This is a genomic window from Niallia sp. WK069_GA_01 (assembly GCF_983173855.1).
Genome location: NZ_OZ470138.1, coordinates 1,882,098 through 1,902,029 on the forward strand (window position 1 = coordinate 1,882,098; position 19,932 = coordinate 1,902,029).

Here is a 19,932-nt window from a genome sequence, read left to right on the forward strand (position 1 = left end):
TCTATCCTCACAGGATTTAACTACTCAAGCAGCCTTTGTTAAATATAATAGCTCTATCCTTATTGGATATGCACTATAAGGAATGGCAAAGATTGCTTAACATGTTTTCCTCCTATTTAACGAAAAATAATATTGTTATTCCTAAAGCATGGTTAAACGAACCACTCTAACAAAGCAGGATTTTAGGATAACAAACATAAAGCGCACTTATTGAAAGCAAACTGTATTCCCCCTGCGGAATCTTTTTTCAGGGGATATAACCATGTAACTAAATTTGTATCATCAAGAATGAAAATGGGCAGTTTGCTTTATGTGTGTTTGTTCTTATGTTGAAGCAGGGAGCAGTCAGAATACATGAAGACTCCTATGGGATTAGCGAGACAGCTGAGACCCTGCAGGCCAAGGGCCGAAGCGGCTAAAGCCGAGCCCCATGGAAAGCGAAGTGTATTCTGACTGCGGACTATTTAAAAAAGCGCACCGACACACTCTGGCAACTCCTTTTTTACTCAATATCTCTATACTAGAATTTTAAAAAATAAACGCCGACTCCTGATAGAAATAGAATTCTGGTATAAAAAGGCAGGTTTATGGACAAAATGGGAAGACTTAACGACGAACGTATTTCCTAAATGAAAAATTAGTTTTAATAAACGGGAAAGATTCTGTCGTTTATAAAATTGATTAAGAGGTGTTTCCATGTTAAAATGTCCAAACTGCCAAAGTAAAGATATTGGTAAAATAGGTATAAGTCAATATTATTGCTGGAGCTGTTATATAGAATTATCGCTAGTAGATGGCGTAATTCATACACATCAAGTAGAAGAAGACGGCAGTTTAAGTTCACTTGATGACTTATTTGAAGAAAATGATCGGCGTTTTATTTTATAAGGTAGGAAAGCATAAGTTTTCTGAAATCTGATAAGTGTCTAGCCCCTTTTGTCTCTAAAAGTAAGAGCGCTTTTTGAGTCGAGAGAACATTTTTCTTCGAGGCTGAACAAGACGCCTCGCGCTTTTCTAATAGCAACAATATTTTTTTTCTTTAAGTATGTAATCCGCTCGTTTTTCGGACGATTAATTTATGGAGAGGTGCGATTTTAATGGGCAAAACAGTAAATACACTACTCATATTTGGAGCAGGAATGGCAGCCTTCAATTATTTACAAAAAAACAATATGATGAGCAGCAAACAAATGAAAAAAATTCAAAAACGTGTAATGAAAGCAATATAAAGAGTTTATAAAAAGAGGCCCCTGCGCCTCTTTTTTTTTTTGCTACTGTTGTATCACTATCCTTTTTTAGAAAGAAAATTAACACTATGGCCCATGAAAAGAAGCAGCTTCCTATTTTGTTTAATTTGAATCAGGGAGCAGTCAGAATACACGAAGACTCCTATGGGCTCAGCGCGAGCCCCATGGAAAGCGAAGTGTATTCTGACTGCGGACTCATTGAGAGCCTGCATTTCCTTTTTTCAGGACAGCCTATCCTAACACTTATAAGAAACTTGCATAAAATCACCGCTTCTCACTCAAAATAGAAATGGAGGGGATTTTATGGAAATAAGAATAAAGTGGTATTATCGCTTAGGCTTCACATTATTGCTATTTATCGTATTATTTGTTTTTGTTAAATTAACTCCTATTTGGCTCCCATTATTAGGCATTGCCGTAAAAGTGATCTCCCCATTCATTCTAGGAGCATTTATTACCTACTTATTACATCCAGTCATCGAACGACTGCACAAAAAAGGCTTGCACAGAGGATTGGCAGTTGCTCTAATCTATATATTATTTTTTGGTGGTATTGGATATGGACTATACAAAGGAATTCCAGTGTTTATCAATCAATTAAAGGAATTAACCGAAAGTGCACCAGAGCTAGCCAGCCAATATCGTGATTGGACACAATATATTCAAGAAAAAACAAAAGCTTGGCCAGAAAATATGCAGCAAAAAGTCGATAATGGAATACAATCATTTGAAGTGAAAATGGACGGATTATTAACAAAGGTGCTAAAAGGAGCAATGGAGATTGTGAACTCTTTTGTTCTTATCATGTTGATTCCATTTATTTCTTTTTATATGTTAAAAGATATTAACGCAGTAAAAAAAGCTGCTTGGTTTATCACGCCAAGGAAATGGAGAAATAATGGCACTGCTTTTTTAAAAGATGTTAACTTGTCTTTAGGCAGCTATATAAGAGGACAATTATTTGTCTGCTTTATTATTGGTGCGATTTCTACGATGTTATTTTGGATATTTCACATGAAGTATCCACTCGTACTAGGAATTATTATTGGCATCACAAATGTCATTCCGTATTTTGGACCGATTATCGGAGCAGTTCCAGCAGTAATCATTGCAAGTACCATTTCCATAAAAATGCTGATTATTATTATCGTCATCATTATTGTATTGCAATTCTTAGAAGGGAATATTCTAGCACCGTTTATTGTTGGAAAAAGCTTGCATATGCATCCACTCTTTATTATGTTTGCCTTATTAGTAGGAGAAGAAATAGGCGGTATTGTAGGGATGATTGTTTCTGTACCGATTTTATCTGTTCTAAAAGTGGCCATTATTCATCTGAGAAAACATTTTGGGAAAACAGACATTCATCATGTATAAAGAGAACGATATTGACAATACTGCATGATAATCAGTATAATTCGAAATGTACAATAAAATTATGATAATATGTTGATAGATTGAAGTAGATTATAGCCCACTTTATGCGTAAGCAAACTAGAGAGGAATTTCCATAGGCTGAAAGAAATTCTAAGTGAAGGATAATCGAAAGCTATTTCTTGAATGCAGCTAATCCCTGCCGTTTTCCGCGTTAAGGATAATTGAGAGATGGTAGTTTTTATTTTTACCGTAATCAGGGTGGTACCGCGAGTGATACTTTCGTCCCTGTCCAGGGATGGAAGTTTTTTTTATGCGAAAAAATATCATATTTTGCTTATCAAACATAAAAATTGTCATTTGATAAGTGCGTTTTTTTACATATAAGGAGGGCTTTATAGTGAAAGTATTAACAGGAGCGCAAATTAGAAGCAAATTTTTAGAATTTTTCCAAGAAAAAGGACATGCGATAGAACCAAGTGCATCATTAGTTCCCCATGATGATCCATCTTTACTTTGGATAAATAGTGGGGTTGCCACATTAAAAAAATATTTTGATGGGCGTGTAATTCCAGAAAATCCAAGAATTACGAATGCGCAAAAATCTATTCGTACAAATGATATTGAAAATGTAGGGAAAACGGCTAGGCATCAAACTTTTTTCGAAATGCTTGGGAATTTTTCCATTGGCGATTATTTTAAAGAAGAAGCGATTGAATGGGCTTGGGAATTCTTAACAGATGAAAAATGGATTGCTTTTGATAAAGAAAAATTATCAGTAACCATTCATCCTGAAGATGAAGAAGCTTATACTATTTGGAAAGAGAAAATCGGCATACCGGAAAGTCGAATTATTCGTTTGGAAGGGAATTTCTGGGATATTGGTGAAGGTCCAAGTGGTCCGAATACAGAGATATTTTATGACCGTGGTCCAGAATACGGAAATGATGAAAATGATTCAGAGTTATACCCAGGTGGAGAAAATGATCGATATTTAGAAGTCTGGAATCTTGTATTTTCTGAATTCAACCATAATCCTGATGGCACCTATACCCCACTTCCTAAGAAAAACATTGATACAGGGATGGGACTAGAGCGTATGGCTTCTGTTGTACAAAATGTTCCAACTAATTTTGATACAGATTTATTTATGCCAATTATTCAAGCTACTGAACAAATTGCTGATGTTAAATACGGACAGGAAAAGCAGTTTGATGAAGCGTTTAAAGTAATTGCAGATCATATTCGTACTGTTGCGTTTGCTATTGGAGATGGAGCGCTACCTTCCAATGAAGGCAGAGGCTATGTTATGAGAAGATTATTGCGTCGTGCAGTTCGATATGCAAAAACAATCCATATCAACCGTCCATTTATGTTTGAATTGGTACCAGTTGTCGGTGAAATTATGGTCGATTATTATCCTGAAGTTAAAGAAAAAGAAGCATTTATTCAAAAGGTAATGAAAAGTGAAGAAGAACGATTCCATGAAACACTTCATGAAGGATTGACTATTCTTGAAGCGGTAATAGCAAAAGCGAAATCGGAAGCTAGTGAAGTCATTTCAGGTGAAGATGTTTTCCGTTTATATGACACATATGGTTTTCCAGTTGAATTAACTGAAGAGTATGCAGAAGAGCAAGGCATGAAATTGGATCATGATGGTTTCGAAAAAGAAATGGAAAGCCAAAGAGACCGTGCCCGCAAAGCAAGACAAGAAGTGGACAGCATGCAAGTTCAAAGCGGTGTATTAGGAAATATTAAAGCAGAGAGTGAATTTGTCGGTTATGATGTCTGGACAACTGAGTCAAAAGTAATTGCTCTATTAAAAAATGGGGAGCTTGCTGACAAAGCAGAAGCTGGCGATGAGATTCAATTTCTTTTGGATAAAACACCATTTTATGCAGAAAGCGGCGGCCAAATTGCAGATATTGGTACATTAAAGTCTGAAACAGCTTTTGTTGTAGTAAAAGATGTGCAAAAAGCACCAAATGGACAAAATCTTCATAGTGGAGTAGTGAAAGAAGGCACTCTTACATTAGATAGCACACTGCTTTCAACGGTTGATGCAGCCAACCGCTCCCAAATTATTAAAAATCATACGGCAACACATCTTTTGCATCAAGCGTTAAAGGATGTGCTTGGTACACATGTAAATCAAGCAGGTTCTTTCGTTCAAAGTGAACGCCTTCGTTTTGACTTTTCTCATTTTGGTCAAATTACAGCAGAAGAGCTAGAACAAATTGAAAGAATCGTAAATGAAAAAATCTGGGCTAGCATCGCTGTACAAACGGATTACAAAAATATTGAAGAAGCAAAAGCGATGGGTGCAATGGCTTTATTTGGTGAAAAGTACGGCAAAATTGTCCGTGTTGTTCAAGTGGGAGATTTCAGTTTAGAACTTTGCGGCGGCTGTCATGTTGAAAACACATCAGCAATTGGTTTATTTAAAATTGTGTCAGAAGCTGGAATTGGTGCTGGTACAAGAAGAATAGAAGCGGTAACGGGACAAGCTGCTTATCAACAGTTAACAGATCAAATCGCTTTATTAAAAGAAGCGTCAACAAAATTAAAAGCAAATCCAAAAGATATAGCTTTACGTATTGATGGCTTATTAACGGAAGTAAAGCAGCTACAGCGTGAAAATGAGTCTCTTTCTGCAAAAATCAGCAATATTGAAGCAGGAAACTTGGTTAATAATGTGAAAGAAATCAATGGTGTAAAGGTGCTAGTTGCCAATATTCAAGGTGTGGATATGAATAATCTTCGCACAATGGCAGATGATTTGAAACAAAAATTAGGCTCTGCTGTGGTAGTTCTTGGCAGTGTAAATGAAGGAAAAGTAAATTTAATTGCTGGCGTAACAAAAGATTTAATTGAAAAAGGCTACCATGCTGGAAAAATAATTAAAGAAGTAGCAACACGTTGCGGCGGTGGCGGTGGAGGCCGTCCTGACATGGCGCAAGCTGGAGGAAAAGATCCTTCCAAATTGCAGGATGCCCTGCATTTTGTAGAAGAATGGGTAAAATCCGTTTGATATTATGAATAAGTAGTGTAAAATGTAGGTAACTATCAACAGAAATCGTTCTAATAGAAGTTATTCAAAAGCTAGAGAAAATCTGAGACGTCTTTTCTATACTGTCTAGCACCAGCTCTTGTGCTTTTCTTAACTTCTCGGAGCCTTTTGATTAAGTATTAATAGAAAAATGAGGTGTTGTATTATGAGCTCATTCGACAAAACAATGAGATTCAATTTTCCTGAAGAACCATATGAACATGATATAAAAGAGGTTTTATATCAAGTATATGAAGCACTTCAAGAAAAAGGTTATAACCCTATTAATCAAATAGTTGGTTATCTACTTTCAGGAGATCCTGCTTATATTCCTAGACATATGGATGCACGTAATATCATACGTAAGCTTGAGCGTGATGAAATTATTGAAGAGTTGGTTAAGTCTTACTTAAAACAGCAGCGAGAGGAATAACGAAATGCGAATAATGGGCTTGGATGTAGGCTCAAAAACTGTGGGTGTGTCCATAAGTGATGCATTTGGTTGGACAGCACAAGGTATAGAAACAATAAAGATTGATGAAGAGAAAAATGAATTAGGATTTAGTCGAATAGAAGCATTGATTGTTGAGCATGATGTGAGTAAAATAGTTGTTGGACTTCCTAAGAACATGAATGGCAGTATTGGATTTCGTGGAGAAGCCAGCATCCATTTTGCAAAGCAGCTAGAAGAAGCGTTTGGAATTCCAGTTGTTTTGTGGGACGAGCGTTTAACAACAATGGCAGCGGAAAGAATTCTTTTGGAAGCAGATGTCAGCAGAAAAAAGAGAAAAAAAGTAATAGATAAAATGGCGGCATCGATGATTTTACAAGGCTACTTAGATAGCCAGAAATAATGAGGTGAAAGAAATGGAACATGGTGAAACAAATACAATTACAGTAGTGGATGAGGAAGGAAACGAGCAGTTATGTGAAATCCTTTTTACATTTGAATCAGAAGAATTTGGAAAGTCTTATGTGCTCTATTACCCAATGGGAGAAAATGACGATGAGGATGACGAAATTGATATCCATGCATCTTCTTTTATTCCAAATGAAGAGACTGGTGATGGTGAACTTTCTCCAATCGAATCAGATGAAGAGTGGGATTTAGTAGAAGAAATGTTAAATACATTCCTTGAAAAGCAAGACGAGGAATAATAACGCTGAAAGTAGCAGCTATACTTTTTCGAAACTCTGAGACGATCTATAAAAGATCGTCTCTTTTTAATGGAGAAAAGAGGATAATGATAGAGGACGAGTGGTTAAATTTAGAAAATACACAATGAAATTCCCGATAAACAAGAATGGATGGCAGATGTCCAGTCTCCTCGTTTTTACTGCATGCATTATGGAATTCAAAGCAAATCGAATTTTTACTATATTTCCCTCTTTTCGCTATTTTTTGCGACTTCCCATCAATAATATAGTATAATGAGTCGAGATATGAGTTTTTTTGCAGGTAGATTTACGTCCTGTAGCAAGGAGGGAAATAATTGTTTTTTAATAAAGAGGGGAAGAAAGAAGAAAAAAATAAGAAAGAGTTGTTTTTAGAGAAAATGGCTGAAAGACAAAATGAAGCAAAAATAGTGAGGAAAATTGTAGGCATTACTGCAATTGCATTAATCTTAGTCATTGGGATTGTGGCAACGACTGGCTATTTGTATATTAAATCTGCTTTGAAGCCTGTTGATCCTGGCAGTAAAAAAGAAATAATAGTTGATATTCCAATCGGGTCAAGCGTATCAGGCATTGCTCAAGCACTAGAAGATAAAGGGTTAGTAAAAAATGCTAGAGTGTTTAAGTATTATGTGAAATTTAAAAATGAATCCAATTTTATGGCTGGAGAATATCATATGAATCCTTCCATGACATTTACCCAAATAGTCGACAGTTTAAAAACAGGAAAAATTCTACAAAAGCCAATATTCTCATTAACGATTCCAGAAGGAAAGCAATTAGATGAAATTGCGGCGTTAATTGCCAAAAAAACGAATCAAAAAGAAAAAGATATTACGAAGCAACTGAACGATGAAAGCTTTATTCAAACGCTAATGAATAAATATCCGGATATGTTAACAACGGAAATTTTAGCGAAAAATGTGAAGCATCCTTTAGAAGGATACCTTTTCCCTGCCACGTATTCATTTTATAAAAAAGATCCTTCTCTCGCGGATATTGTAACAGTAATGTTAGATAAAACGGAAAGCATTGTACTAAATTATCAAGGAGAGATGGAAAGTAATGAATTGACCGTACATCAATTTCTGACCATGTCCTCTCTTATAGAGAAAGAAGCAACACAAAAAGCGGATCGTGATAAAATCGCAAGTGTATTTTATAATCGGATTAAAGAAGGAATGCCGCTGCAAACGGATCCTACTGTTTTATATGCACAAGGAAAACATAAAGCAAAAGTTACGTATAAAGATTTGGAAGTGAAGTCCCCATATAATACGTATAAAAACAAAGGAATGCCGCCAGGACCGATCGCCAATTCTGGTACTATGTCTATGGAAGCAGCACTACATCCAGATCAAACAGACTTTTTATACTTTTTAGCTTCAAAAGATGGAAAAGTATATTTTTCGAAAACATTAAAAGAACATAATAAATTAAAAGAAAAATATATAACAAACCAATAATATAAATTTAAGAAGGGAAAGCAGATTCGTTCGCTTTCCCTCTCATTTTGTGTTAAAATAGTACAAGTGTTTTTAAGTGCGTTGTTTTTTATAAGATATGGAAGCTATCTGTCATAAATCGCTTCTTCGTTTGTCTTTGTTAGGTTCTTTTTTAAAAGAAGCTAACTATTTTCAGGTGGAGAGATATTTTTTAAGAAAATACTTAGACTATAATGAACAATCTTTTAAAGATAAAAACGTATAAAAGCTGTAGCGCTTGCGCTTTTCTTAATAGGGGTGTGTTGATTAATATGCAAGGAAATAAAATAAACGCATATTTGGAAAATTTAATTCCAAACAGAAGTGAGCAATTCACAGAAATAGAACAATACGCTCATGAAAATGATGTGCCGATTATGGAGCTTGTTGGAATAGAATCCTTATTGCAGCTATTACGTATTCAGCAACCCAAAAAAATTCTCGAAATTGGCACTGCTATTGGTTATTCTGCATTAAGAATGGCGGATGCTCTGCCTGGCAGCAAAATAGTTTCTGTCGAAAGAGATGAAGATCGCTACAAGCTAGCGAAACAAAACGTGAGTAAATTCCAAAAAGAAGAGCAGATTGTTTTAATCCAAGGTGATGCTCTCGATTTACCAGAAAAAATAGAACAATACGGACCTTTTGATGCATTGTTTATTGATGCAGCAAAAAGCCAGTATCGAAAGTTCTTTGATATATATACAAAAATGTTAACAAAAGAATGTATTGTGTTTACAGATAATGTATTATTTCACGGTTTAGTAGCGAGTGAAAATATTGAGAGCAGAAATGTAAGACAATTAGTAAGAAAAATAAATAACTATAATCAATGGCTAATGAATCATCCAGAATACGATACCGTTATCTTGCCTGTAGGGGATGGAATAGCTATTAGCAAAAGAAGGAGAGAATCATGAAAAAACCTGAATTACTCGTTACCCCAAATTGTATCGATGACATTAAACCACTGATAGAGTGTGGAGCAGATGCTTTTGTTATTGGAGAGCAGAAGTATGGGTTGCGTTTAGCTGGTGAATTTAAACGACAAGATGTTAAAAAGGCGTTAGAATTGGCACATGCAAATGATAAAAAAGTATATGTAGCCTTAAATGCAATCTTTCATAATGATAAAATTGATGAGTTGTATGATTATATTGCGTTCTTAAAAGAAGTACAAGCAGATGCGCTTATCTATGGTGATCCTGCAGTATTAATGGTTGCACGTGAAGTAGCTCCAGACATGAAATTACATTGGAGTACGGAGACAACAGGAACGAATTGGTATACATGTAATTACTGGGGAAAAAGAGGGGCTAAACGTTCCGTGCTAGCAAGAGAAATTAGCATGGACAGCATCATTGATATAAAAGAAAATGCAGAAGTAGAAATAGAAATTCAAGTACATGGAATGACAACGATGTTCCAATCAAAACGTTCTTTACTTGGTCATTATTTTCAATATCAAGGAAAAGAAGCAGAAATGGAAGAACAAAGATTGGAAAAAGATCTTTTTCTTCATGATAACGAACGTAATAATAAATATCCAATATTTGAAGATGAAAATGGCACCCACATAATGAGTCCAAATGATATTTGTATAGTGGATGAATTGCAAGATTTAATCGATGCTGGTATTGATTCTTTTAAAATTGATGGTTTATTAAAAGATTCAGCTTATATCCAAGCAGTAACAAGCATTTACCGTAAAGCTATTGATTTATACTGTCAAGATGCAGACAAATATGAAGAAGAAAAAGAAGTGTTTTTTTCAGAAATTGAAAAAATTCAACCGGTAAACAGACCGCTTGATACAGGATTTTTCTTTAAAGAAACAGTCTATTAAGAAGAAAAGGGGGAAGGCAATATGGCAATCGTAAAAACGCCGATATCCGAAATAAGAGACGGAAAAAGAGTGATCGTAAAGAAACCGGAATTACTTGCGCCAGCAGGGAACTTAGAAAAACTAAAAATCGCAGTAGCATATGGAGCAGATGCTGTATTTATTGGTGGTCAAGAATACGGCCTTCGTTCAAATGCAGGGAATTTCACTTTTGAAGAAATGAAAGAAGGAGTGGAGTTTGCTAAAAAATATCATGCGAAAATTTATGTAACAACCAATATTTTCGCTCATAATGAAAACATAGATGGCTTAGAAGATTATTTATTGGGCTTAAAAGATGCAGGAATACATGGAATCATTGTGGCAGACCCATTAATTATCGAGACATGCCGAAAAGTTGCTCCAGAAATTGAAGTACACTTAAGCACGCAGCAATCTCTTTCCAATTGGAAGGCGGTTCAATATTGGAAAGAAGAGGGTTTGGAGCGAGTAGTGTTGGCTCGTGAAACAAGCGCGGATGAAATCGAAGAAATGAAAGAAAAGGTAGATATCGAAATTGAAACATTTATTCATGGTGCTATGTGTATTGCTTATTCTGGCAGATGTACATTAAGCAATCATATGACTGCAAGAGACTCTAATCGTGGGGGATGCTGTCAGTCATGCCGCTGGGACTATGATTTGTTTAAATTGGAAGATAAAAAGGAAAACCCTTTATTTTCTGAAGAAGATGCTCCTTTTGCGATGAGTCCCAAAGATTTAAAACTAATTGAATCGATTCCTCGAATGATTGAGCTTGGTATTGACAGCTTAAAAATTGAGGGAAGAATGAAATCGATCCATTATATTGCGACAGTAGTCAGTGTGTACCGAAAAGTAATTGATGCATATTGTGCAGATCCAGATCATTTTGTTATAAGTGAGGAATGGCTGCAGGAATTAGATAAATGTGCAAACAGAGAGACAGCACCAGCGTTTTTTGAAGGACAGCCTGGGTATAAAGAGCAAATGTTTGGAAATCATAGCAAAAAGACTGCCTTTGATTTTGCTGGTTTAGTGCTTGATTATAATAAAGAAACGCAAATCGTAACATTACAGCAGCGAAATCATTTTAAACCAGGTCAAGAAATTGAGTTTTTTGGTCCGGAAATAGATAATTTTACAATGATTGTTGACGAATTATGGGATGAAAAAGGAAACGTTCTTGATGCAGCAAGACATCCGCTTCAAATTGTTCAATTTAAAGTAGACCATCCTGTATACCCTAACAATATGATGCGGAAGGAGCTCTAATCTCATGTTACGAAAACCGGTTGTAATTGGTGTCGCTGGTGGATCTGGATCAGGAAAAACAAGTGTATCCAAAGCAGTCTTTGAAAGTTTTAATGATCATTCGATTTTAATGATAGAACAAGATTTTTATTATAAAGATCAATCTCATTTACCTTTTGAAGAAAGATTAAAAACAAATTATGATCATCCACTTGCCTTTGATACAGAGCTGCTTATTGAGCATATTGAAAGATTATTACAGTATGAAACAATAAATAAGCCGGTATATGATTATGCTATTCATACGAGATCGGAAGAGACTATTACAGTAGAACCTAAAGATGTTATTATTATTGAAGGAATTCTTATTCTAGAAGATGAAAGACTTCGCGATTTGATGGATATTAAACTATTTGTTGATACAGATGCTGATCTTCGAATTATTAGAAGACTGCTGCGTGATATTCAAGATCGCGGGAGAACAATGGATTCAGTTATCGATCAATATGTTAATGTAGTTCGGCCAATGCATAATCAATTTATTGAACCAACGAAAAGATATGCAGACATTATTATTCCTGAGGGTGGACATAATCATGTTGCCATTGATTTAATGGTAACAAAAATACAAACAATCCTTGAACAAAAATCACTTTTATGAAACAATAGCAAATAAAGATTATTTGTTCAGAATGAAGAAAACCTCATTTTGCAGGAACTTCAGGCTTTGGTTTATTTTCTACTTTTGCAGCAGAATAAACAGTTTTTGCTATTTTAATTAGCGAGGGAATGATTCTTTATTCGTATATATATGGGAAAGAATGTATATCATTACTATTACAAAATAGAAAAAATGCTTTCTTTTTTTCGTAATACGTATTAAACTCTTCCTATTAGCATAAAAAGCGCGTCTTTATTAGGCGCGCTAAATCTCTTATACATACAAAAACATTCTATAAACAAAGATGGTTATGGAAACTTGAAGGAGTGGAAAATTACGATGGAAAAAGTATTTCCTATGACATTAGCTGGTAAAGAAAAGTTAGAACAAGAATTAGAGCAATTAAAAACGGTAAAAAGAAAAGAAGTAGTAGAACGGATTAAAATAGCAAGAAGCTTCGGAGACTTATCAGAGAATTCGGAGTATGATTCTGCAAAGGAAGAGCAGGCATTTGTGGAAGGCCGTATTACTACTATTGAGAACATGATTCGTAATGCTAAGATCATTGCTGAAATTAATACAGATGCTGTGTCTTTAGGAAGCTCTGTAACGTTTGTTGAACTTCCAGATGGAGATGAAGAAACGTATTCGATTGTAGGGAGTGCTGAAGCTGATCCATTTGAAGGAAAAATTTCAAATGATTCACCAATCGCAAAAAGCCTTATCGGCAGAAAAGTTGGCGATAAAGTAGTAGTACAAACTCCTGGTGGAGAAATGAATGTACAGATTGTCACAATTAAATAATAATATTGGTTTGAAATGCAGACACCTCGTCAACACTTTTGATGAGGTGTTTTTTTATGTGGAGAAAAAGAGCGATTAGCATCACGGTATTATTTTTACTCTTATTAGGAGCATTACTTGCGCGTTTAGTTCAAGTTCAGCTTGTGCAAACAGAACATTTTACTAAACATCATATTAATTTAGTAGAAGCAAGTGTAAAACAACGATCACAAGAGATGATTTTAGATAATGGCAGAGGCGGATTTTTAGATAAAAACGGGAACTCGATTACACAGCGTACACAAAAAGTGTTAATCCTGTTTCCTTTTTTACAAAATATGGAGTGGAATCATAGAAGAATAGCGGATATTATAGGCGTTTCTGAATACAATTTAATAAACGCAGTTAAAAATGCTAAAGAACCAGTTGTATTTGGCGGAAATACGCCAAATACACTTACAGCAAAGCAATGTGAAGAGATAAACAAATTAGCAATTCCAGGTGTGTTTGCAGTTGATAAAAAATATAATTTAAAAAATAATCTTGCTCAGCAATTAATTGGAATTACCGGGCAAAATGAAGCGCTGCTAGCCAAAAGGTATCCAGATAAAAAGCTGTCCTATGATACATTAGTTGGCGTTACCGGTCTGGAAAAAAGCTTTGATGAGTTTTTACTCCCTGACGGTGAGGCGAAATTAGTTTATCATGTTGATGCAACTGGCGGTCCATTGTTTGGTATTAATGTAAAATATGTAGAACCTGGAAATCCTTTTTATCCTGTGAATATAAAAACAACAATGGATAAAGAGCTCCAAGAAACTGCTGAAAAATTAGTAGACGAACAGGGAATTAAAAAAGGCGGATTAGTTTTGTTGGATTTAGAAACGAATTCTATAGCAGCGATGGTATCAAGACCACATCTTAATAGCAGCAATCCTTTTGAAACGGAAGGAATAAACAATTATATGTTAAAACAGCAAATCGTTGGTTCTGTTTTTAAAACGGTTGTAGCAGCTGCAGCGATTGATCATAAGCTTGATGATGATAAACGTACATATGACTGCAGCAGAAAAATTAATGGAGAACCTGATACGACCTATCAGCATGGAATGTTAAATTTCACAAATAGTTTTGCTGTAAGCTGTAATAATACTTTTGCTACAATTGCGAAAGAATTGAAGGATATTGATGAGAATTTACTGGAGGAATATGCGGAGAAGCTAGCATTGACATCAACTGTTGGCTGGGAAGGGGACGTATATCACACAACGGATTTTAAACAGCTGCCAGAAGAAGAAAAGGGTAGAGTGTTTTTATCAGAAGATGCCAAAAAGGATAAAAACTATGTAGCTTTAACAGGCATTGGACAAAATGAGGTGAGGGTAACCCCTCTTGAAATCGCTAATATGATGGCTACGATTGCTAGAGGAGGAGAAAAACAAAGCGTCAGAGTTGCTTCAGAAATAGATTATAAGAATGGCAGTACGCTGCTGAAATTTAAACAAGAGAATTTGCCAGGAGATACTATATCTTCTCCTACAGCAGAAAAATTACAAAAACTGCTGAGAGAAGTGGTGATAAATGATAAAGGAACGGGAAGGTGGTTTCAAGATTTACCATATGAAGTAGCAGGAAAATCAGGAACGGCAGAAACGGGAGTAATGAAAGAGGGAAAACAATTGCATAATAAATGGTTCGCAGGATATTTTCCTTATAAAAATCCGAAATATGCATTAGTCACCGTAAATTTAGGGGTTTATTCAGATGAAGGGGGAGTTAATCCATTATTTGCTGAAATGGTAAAGGCAACGTATGAGCATGATCATAAGTTGGAGGAAATGGAAAAATAGTTGCTGAATTATCATAATACTTTTCACTCGTGCTTTCTCATGATAGAATATGTACAGCCTTGCTAAACAATAAATGGAACAGGTAATTGGTAATTATAGGGAGGAGAAACACTTTGAGCAGTGAAGCTAACAACAATAGTCAAAGCCGTTCTGAACAGCGCTCTAAAAGGAAGAAAACCAATCTTATATTAAATAGTTTAATCGTGTTTGTGATTTTACTGATTGTGTTCGTTTCCTATTCTATCTTTAGTAATAATGATCATAAAAATGCAGATAAATCAAATAAAAATAGTGCAAAAACAGAACAGACAAATAAAGATACAGATAAGGCGGCAGCCGTTAATGGCGCTTCTAACGAGAAGGATAGTACCGAAGAAGATGAAATAGCCGATGAAGAAGCAGGCAAAACAGATGGGGATGCAATTGTAACAGAAGGTGGCAGTGATTCTAATGTCGTGAAAACAATTGAAAATCCTGCTTGGGAGCCTGTTGGTACGACACAGACTGGAGAGCATGCTGCTTCCTATCAAGGAGGAGTAGACTGGAATGAACAAGAAAAAGCGCTTGCTTATGGAACTGGTCTTGATGAATCCGATATGGTTATCTGGTTTTTAGGTAATAATAATAAAGATCCGCAAAAATCAATTGGAACAGTTTCTTCTAAAGATAAATCGAAAAAATTTCGAGTATATATAGAGTGGGTTGACGGTAAAGGCTGGAAACCTACAAAAGTTGAAGAAGTCAAAGATCTTAATATCAGATAAAGTGAAACTACCAGTGAGAGAAAGTTCTCCCGCTGGTAGTTCACAATATCATTTAAAAAGCTCGAATCATACAATAAAGGGCTCTACTTTTTCACTTTAAAATGGACGACTGCTGTATAATAAGGTCTTCCGTTTTCAAGGATAACAGTGTGATGGTTGACGGAATGAACAGACAAAAGAATATTTTTATTTATCTCAACTTGTTCATTTATCCTTTTTTCGATAGCTTTTAAATTATCTCCCTCAAAAAACTCAATTTTATCCTCCATTATATCCAGCTGAATATTCATTTTTTATCCTTCCTTCCTCAAAACAATCACTATTGTATCATAAGTTTCATTTTCCTGTTAACAAAGAGTGAAAGTGTTTCCTGAAAAAATTTTAAACAGAAACTTATGGTAAATGAAGAACACGTCATCACCTAATTCATAGTATATTCATAAGAATTATACACTATATAATTAGGATGTGGTTATTTGTGGGGAAAGAATTTATTGAGCTCTTTGAACAGTGGGCTGATACTTATGATGAAAGTTTAACAAACGACAGGGAATATAAAGAGGTTTTTCGACATTATGAAGAGATTCTGCAAGAAGTGGCTGACCGCTCATTTGGCCATATTGTAGAATTCGGCCCTGGTACAGGAAACTTAACCTTAAAGTTGATTGATAAAGGATTTTCTGTAACGGCAATAGAGCCATCTCCAGCTATGCGTAAATTGGCAAAAGAAAAGATTGGCGATAAGACAATAATAAAAGATGGTGATTTTCTTCAATTTGAGTTAAATGAGACGCCAGATACGTTTGTAAGTACGTATGCCTTCCATCATTTAACGGACAAAGAAAAAAAAGATGCCATTATTCAATATAGTAATTACTTGCCGATTGATGGTAAAATAGTTTTTGCAGATACCATGTTTGAATCAAAAGAGGATTATCATCAAGCAATTGACAATGCTGTCAAACTTGGCTTTCATCATTTAGCAGAAGATTTAAAGCGTGAATACTATACTACGATTCCTGTTTTAACGAATATTTTGCAGGAACAAGGATTTACTGTTGCATTTAAACGATTTAATGATTTTGTTTGGATTATGGAAGGGGTAAAAAAGTAGAAAGAGGTTAAAAAATGAAAATAGCAATCATCGGAGCAATGGAAGAAGAAGTTGCGTTACTACGAGAAGAAATAACAACTAAACAAGAGCATACAATTGCAGGTTTTTCATTTATAGAAGGAACTTTATTTGGTAAAGAAGTAGTATTATTGCAATCTGGAATTGGAAAAGTGAATGCTGCTATGAGCACAACGATTCTTTTGCAAACATTTAAACCAGATTATCTGATTAATACTGGTTCTGCCGGCGGGTTAAATCCTGATCTACATGTCGGCGATGTAGTTATTTCAACAGAGGTTCGCCATCATGATGTTGATGCAACAATCTTTGGTTATGAATATGGTCAGGTGCCGCAAATGCCGCCAAGCTTTCAAGCGCAAGAGACGCTTATTAAGATAGCAGAGGAAAGTGCAAAAGAGATTGGTGATCATGCGGTTGTAAAAGGATTAATTACCACGGGAGATTCCTTTATAAATGATCCAGAAAGAGCTGCTTTTATTAAAAGTAAATTTACAGGTTTGCAAGCAGTAGAAATGGAAGCAGCAGCCATCGCACAAGTTGCTTATCAGTATGAACTCCCATTTGTGATTATTCGCTCTTTATCCGATATTGCTGGGAAAGAATCAAATATTTCTTTTGATCAATATTTAGAAAAAGCAGCAGTTCATTCAGCAAATTTAGTATTGAAAATTATTTCTAGAATAGAAAAATGATACGTATAGTTCACCTAGGACACTTATACTAATAAAGATTCGTATGTCCCACGAAAAGCAGCAGATCTCCATTTCGGTTTATTGTCTATGTTTGAAGCAATACTCCTACGAGATTTGCGGGACATGCGAGATCCCGCCAGAGCACCTGCATGGATGGGCATCCGATAGCCCCACAAAAAGCGAAGTACATTCTGATTGCAGATTTATCGAGAGCATAAAAAAGGTTGAAAGTTATCATGAGTTTGTAAAGCATGGGTAACCTTCTGCTTTTTTTATATAAAACCAACTATTCCTCTAAGAAAAATAAATTATAACCTCTAATTTTGCTGAATAACTGTTCAGTTACTTCGGAAAGTTGTCTAGGATACAAAAGGCAGCTCTAAATCAATTTACTTGTTGATCGCAATAAAATTCACGAAATTAGCTTGGATAACAATCTCTTATATTTGATAAAAAATAAGGGAAAAGGAGGAAAAGCAGTGAAGGTGTACCAAAACATTCATCAATTAATTGGCAAAACACCAATGATGGAATTAACACAATTTCCTTTGCCAGCAGAAGTCCGTTTATTTGCAAAGCTAGAATATTTTAATCCTGGTGGCAGTATTAAAGACAGACTGGGGTATGAACTGATTAATAATGCTCTAGAAAGCGGCGAATTGCAAGCTGGTGGGACAGTAATCGAACCGACTGCTGGAAACACAGGAATAGGTCTTGCATTAGCAGCTCTAAATAAAAACATACAAGTCATTGTATGTGTACCGGAAAAATTCAGTATGGAAAAGCAACAAATTATGATGGCTTTAGGGGCAGAGGTTGTAAATACTCCTACTCATTTAGGAATGCAGGGAGCTATCCAAAAAGCGAAAGAGCTGCAAAGACAAATTCCGCTTTCCTATATTCCAGGTCAGTTTGAAAATGAGGCAAATCCAAATACTTATTATAAAACGTTAGGTCCTGAAGTTTGGGAACAATTAGATCATCATGTTGATGTTTTTGTGGCAGGGGCAGGAACTGGTGGAACTTTTATGGGAGCGTCCCGCTACTTAAAAGAACAAAATAAAAAGATAAAGACGGTGATTGTGGAACCAGAAGGCTCTATTTTAAATGGAGGAAAAGCTGGTACTCATAAGACAGAAGGAATTGGCATGGAATTTTTACCAACATATATGGATCCAGGTTACTTTGATCAAATTCATACAATTGCAGATATAAATGCTTTTGAGAATGTAAAGGAACTGGCAAAAAGAGAAGGGTTGCTTGTTGGAAGTTCGTCTGGTGCTGCGTTGCATGCTGCTTTATTAGAAGCAAAAATGGCTGAAAAAGGTTCAAATATTGTTGTGATTTTCCCCGATGGAAGCGATCGCTATATAAGCAAAAAAATTTATGAAGGGGGTATTTAAGATGAAAAGAAAAACAAAACTAATTCATGGCGGAATAGCGGGAGATCCACATACAGGAGCAGTAAATGTGCCAATATATCAGGTTAGTACGTACAAACAGGACGGCGTAGGCAATCATAAAGGCTATGAATATTCCCGAACAGGCAATCCAACACGTCATGCATTAGAAGAGCTCATTAAAGATTTAGAGGAAGGTACAAGAGGATTTGCTTTTAGCTCAGGCATGGCAGCTATAACAGCAGTAATGCTGCTCTTTAAAAAGGGAGATCATATTCTATTGACTGATGATGTATACGGGGGAACATTCCGCGTCATGACGAAAGTGCTTAATAAATTCGGGATTGAAGCAACATTTATTGATACAAGTAATGTCGACAATATTAAAGGAGCAGTCCAAAAAAATACGGTTGCCATATACATTGAAACACCAACAAACCCTTTATTAAAAATTACCGATATAAAAGCTGCATCTGCTATAGCGAAAGAATTGGGATTATTAACGATTGTTGACAATACTTTTTCCACTCCTTATTGGCAGACACCTATACCATTAGGGGCTGATATTGTGCTGCATAGCGCCACAAAATATTTAGGCGGACATAGTGATGTTGTCTCTGGACTAATCGTTGTAAATGATGAAAAATTAGGAGAAGACTTGCATTTTATACAAAATTCAACAGGTGGTGTTCTTGGTCCCAATGATTCTTGGCTGCTTATTAGAGGCATCAAAACACTTGGGATTCGTATGGAAGAACATGAAAGCAGTACGAAGGAAATCGTAGCATTTTTAGAAGAGCATCCAGCTGTAGAAAAGGTATATTATCCCGGCTTGGCAACACATCCAAATCATGATTTAAGTAAAAAACAAGCTTTAGGATTTGGAGGAATGGTTAGTTTTGATGTAGGAACGGAAGAAAATGCCGATAAATTATTAAGCAAATTAAAGTATTTTACGTTAGCTGAAAGCCTTGGTGCAGTAGAGAGTTTAATTTCGGTTCCAGCTAAAATGACCCATGCGTCTATTCCGAAAGAAAGAAGAGAAGAACTTGGCATCACCGATGGATTGGTGCGCATCTCCGTTGGATTAGAAGATGTGGAAGATTTAATAGATGACTTAAAACAGGCATTAGAATAAATGAAGGATTTATTTCCGGCAAAGAAGCTGGGACATAATTATTCCAGCCGAAAAAAAACCC

Annotated in this window: 20 protein-coding genes; 19 read left to right on the forward strand and 1 reads right to left on the reverse strand. The window is 35.6% G+C overall.

Going from position 1 to position 19,932, the window contains the following annotated elements:
- Positions 1 to 696: 696 nt before the first annotated feature.
- The 15 genes from AC5LWL_RS08835 to AC5LWL_RS08905 all read left to right on the forward strand — a co-directional run bounded on the left by AC5LWL_RS08835 (position 697) and on the right by AC5LWL_RS08905 (position 15,506).
- On the forward strand, positions 697 to 888 hold the full coding sequence (locus AC5LWL_RS08835; protein WP_493433969.1) for a YrzR-like zinc ribbon domain: 192 nt from the start codon (positions 697 to 699) through the stop codon (positions 886 to 888).
- Positions 889 to 1,097: 209 nt separating this feature from the next.
- On the forward strand, positions 1,098 to 1,229 hold the full coding sequence (locus AC5LWL_RS08840; RefSeq protein WP_493433970.1) for a YrzQ family protein: 132 nt from the start codon (positions 1,098 to 1,100) through the stop codon (positions 1,227 to 1,229).
- A gap of 321 nt (positions 1,230 to 1,550) precedes the next feature.
- A complete protein-coding gene (locus AC5LWL_RS08845) occupies positions 1,551 to 2,624 on the forward strand; it encodes an AI-2E family transporter (protein ID WP_493433971.1) in 1,074 nt (357 codons plus the stop codon).
- Positions 2,625 to 3,021: 397 nt separating this feature from the next.
- Positions 3,022 to 5,655, forward strand: coding sequence for an alanine--tRNA ligase (alaS, locus tag AC5LWL_RS08850; RefSeq protein ID WP_493433972.1), 2,634 nt, complete (start codon positions 3,022 to 3,024; stop codon positions 5,653 to 5,655).
- Between the two features lie 184 nt (positions 5,656 to 5,839).
- Positions 5,840 to 6,106, forward strand: a complete 267-nt coding sequence (locus AC5LWL_RS08855) for an IreB family regulatory phosphoprotein (protein ID WP_493433973.1) — start codon at positions 5,840 to 5,842, stop codon at positions 6,104 to 6,106.
- A gap of 4 nt (positions 6,107 to 6,110) precedes the next feature.
- Positions 6,111 to 6,527, forward strand: a complete 417-nt coding sequence (ruvX, locus tag AC5LWL_RS08860) for a Holliday junction resolvase RuvX (RefSeq protein WP_493433974.1) — start codon at positions 6,111 to 6,113, stop codon at positions 6,525 to 6,527.
- 13 nt (positions 6,528 to 6,540) lie between these two features.
- Positions 6,541 to 6,831 (forward strand): DUF1292 domain-containing protein, encoded by a 291-nt coding sequence (locus tag AC5LWL_RS08865; protein WP_493433975.1) that lies wholly within the window; start codon positions 6,541 to 6,543, stop codon positions 6,829 to 6,831.
- 398 nt (positions 6,832 to 7,229) lie between these two features.
- Positions 7,230 to 8,315 carry an endolytic transglycosylase MltG gene (gene mltG, locus AC5LWL_RS08870; protein WP_493436571.1) on the forward strand — a complete coding sequence of 362 codons (1,086 nt, stop codon included), beginning with the start codon at positions 7,230 to 7,232 and terminating at the stop codon, positions 8,313 to 8,315.
- Positions 8,316 to 8,605: 290 nt separating this feature from the next.
- Positions 8,606 to 9,253, forward strand: a complete 648-nt coding sequence (locus AC5LWL_RS08875) for an O-methyltransferase (protein WP_493433976.1) — start codon at positions 8,606 to 8,608, stop codon at positions 9,251 to 9,253.
- Positions 9,250 to 10,179 carry a peptidase U32 family protein gene (locus AC5LWL_RS08880; RefSeq protein ID WP_493433977.1) on the forward strand — a complete coding sequence of 310 codons (930 nt, stop codon included), beginning with the start codon at positions 9,250 to 9,252 and terminating at the stop codon, positions 10,177 to 10,179. Before AC5LWL_RS08875 ends, AC5LWL_RS08880 begins: the two co-directional genes overlap by 4 nt.
- Positions 10,180 to 10,200: 21 nt before the next feature.
- A complete protein-coding gene (locus AC5LWL_RS08885; protein ID WP_493433978.1) occupies positions 10,201 to 11,469 on the forward strand; it encodes a peptidase U32 family protein in 1,269 nt (422 codons plus the stop codon).
- A gap of 4 nt (positions 11,470 to 11,473) precedes the next feature.
- Positions 11,474 to 12,109 (forward strand): uridine kinase, encoded by a 636-nt coding sequence (udk, locus tag AC5LWL_RS08890; RefSeq protein WP_493433979.1) that lies wholly within the window; start codon positions 11,474 to 11,476, stop codon positions 12,107 to 12,109.
- Between the two features lie 333 nt (positions 12,110 to 12,442).
- A complete protein-coding gene (gene greA, locus AC5LWL_RS08895; RefSeq protein ID WP_493436572.1) occupies positions 12,443 to 12,913 on the forward strand; it encodes a transcription elongation factor GreA in 471 nt (156 codons plus the stop codon).
- Positions 12,914 to 12,969: 56 nt separating this feature from the next.
- Positions 12,970 to 14,742 carry a peptidoglycan D,D-transpeptidase FtsI family protein gene (locus tag AC5LWL_RS08900; RefSeq protein ID WP_493433980.1) on the forward strand — a complete coding sequence of 591 codons (1,773 nt, stop codon included), beginning with the start codon at positions 12,970 to 12,972 and terminating at the stop codon, positions 14,740 to 14,742.
- A 113-nt stretch (positions 14,743 to 14,855) separates the two neighbouring features.
- Positions 14,856 to 15,506, forward strand: coding sequence for a DUF1510 family protein (locus tag AC5LWL_RS08905; RefSeq protein WP_493433981.1), 651 nt, complete (start codon positions 14,856 to 14,858; stop codon positions 15,504 to 15,506).
- A gap of 83 nt (positions 15,507 to 15,589) precedes the next feature.
- On the opposite strand, the gene AC5LWL_RS08910 is transcribed toward AC5LWL_RS08905, so the two are convergent.
- Positions 15,590 to 15,796, reverse strand: a complete 207-nt coding sequence (locus AC5LWL_RS08910) for a DUF2536 family protein (protein ID WP_493433982.1) — start codon at positions 15,794 to 15,796, stop codon at positions 15,590 to 15,592.
- A 188-nt stretch (positions 15,797 to 15,984) separates the two neighbouring features.
- Here AC5LWL_RS08910 and AC5LWL_RS08915 point away from each other — a divergent pair, with 188 nt between their 5' ends.
- From AC5LWL_RS08915 to AC5LWL_RS08930, 4 genes are all read left to right on the forward strand, one after another.
- Entirely contained in the window at positions 15,985 to 16,620 is a 636-nt protein-coding gene (locus AC5LWL_RS08915) for a class I SAM-dependent DNA methyltransferase (protein ID WP_493433983.1), read from the forward strand.
- A gap of 14 nt (positions 16,621 to 16,634) precedes the next feature.
- Complete coding sequence (gene mtnN, locus AC5LWL_RS08920; protein WP_493433984.1) at positions 16,635 to 17,333, forward strand: 5'-methylthioadenosine/S-adenosylhomocysteine nucleosidase; 699 nt, start codon at positions 16,635 to 16,637, stop codon at positions 17,331 to 17,333.
- Positions 17,334 to 17,812: 479 nt separating this feature from the next.
- A complete protein-coding gene (locus AC5LWL_RS08925) occupies positions 17,813 to 18,736 on the forward strand; it encodes a PLP-dependent cysteine synthase family protein (RefSeq protein ID WP_493433985.1) in 924 nt (307 codons plus the stop codon).
- Between the two features lies 1 nt (position 18,737).
- Positions 18,738 to 19,871: a bifunctional cystathionine gamma-lyase/homocysteine desulfhydrase gene (locus AC5LWL_RS08930; RefSeq protein ID WP_493433986.1), complete on the forward strand. Its 1,134-nt coding sequence runs from the start codon at positions 18,738 to 18,740 to the stop codon at positions 19,869 to 19,871.
- Positions 19,872 to 19,932 lie beyond the last annotated feature (61 nt).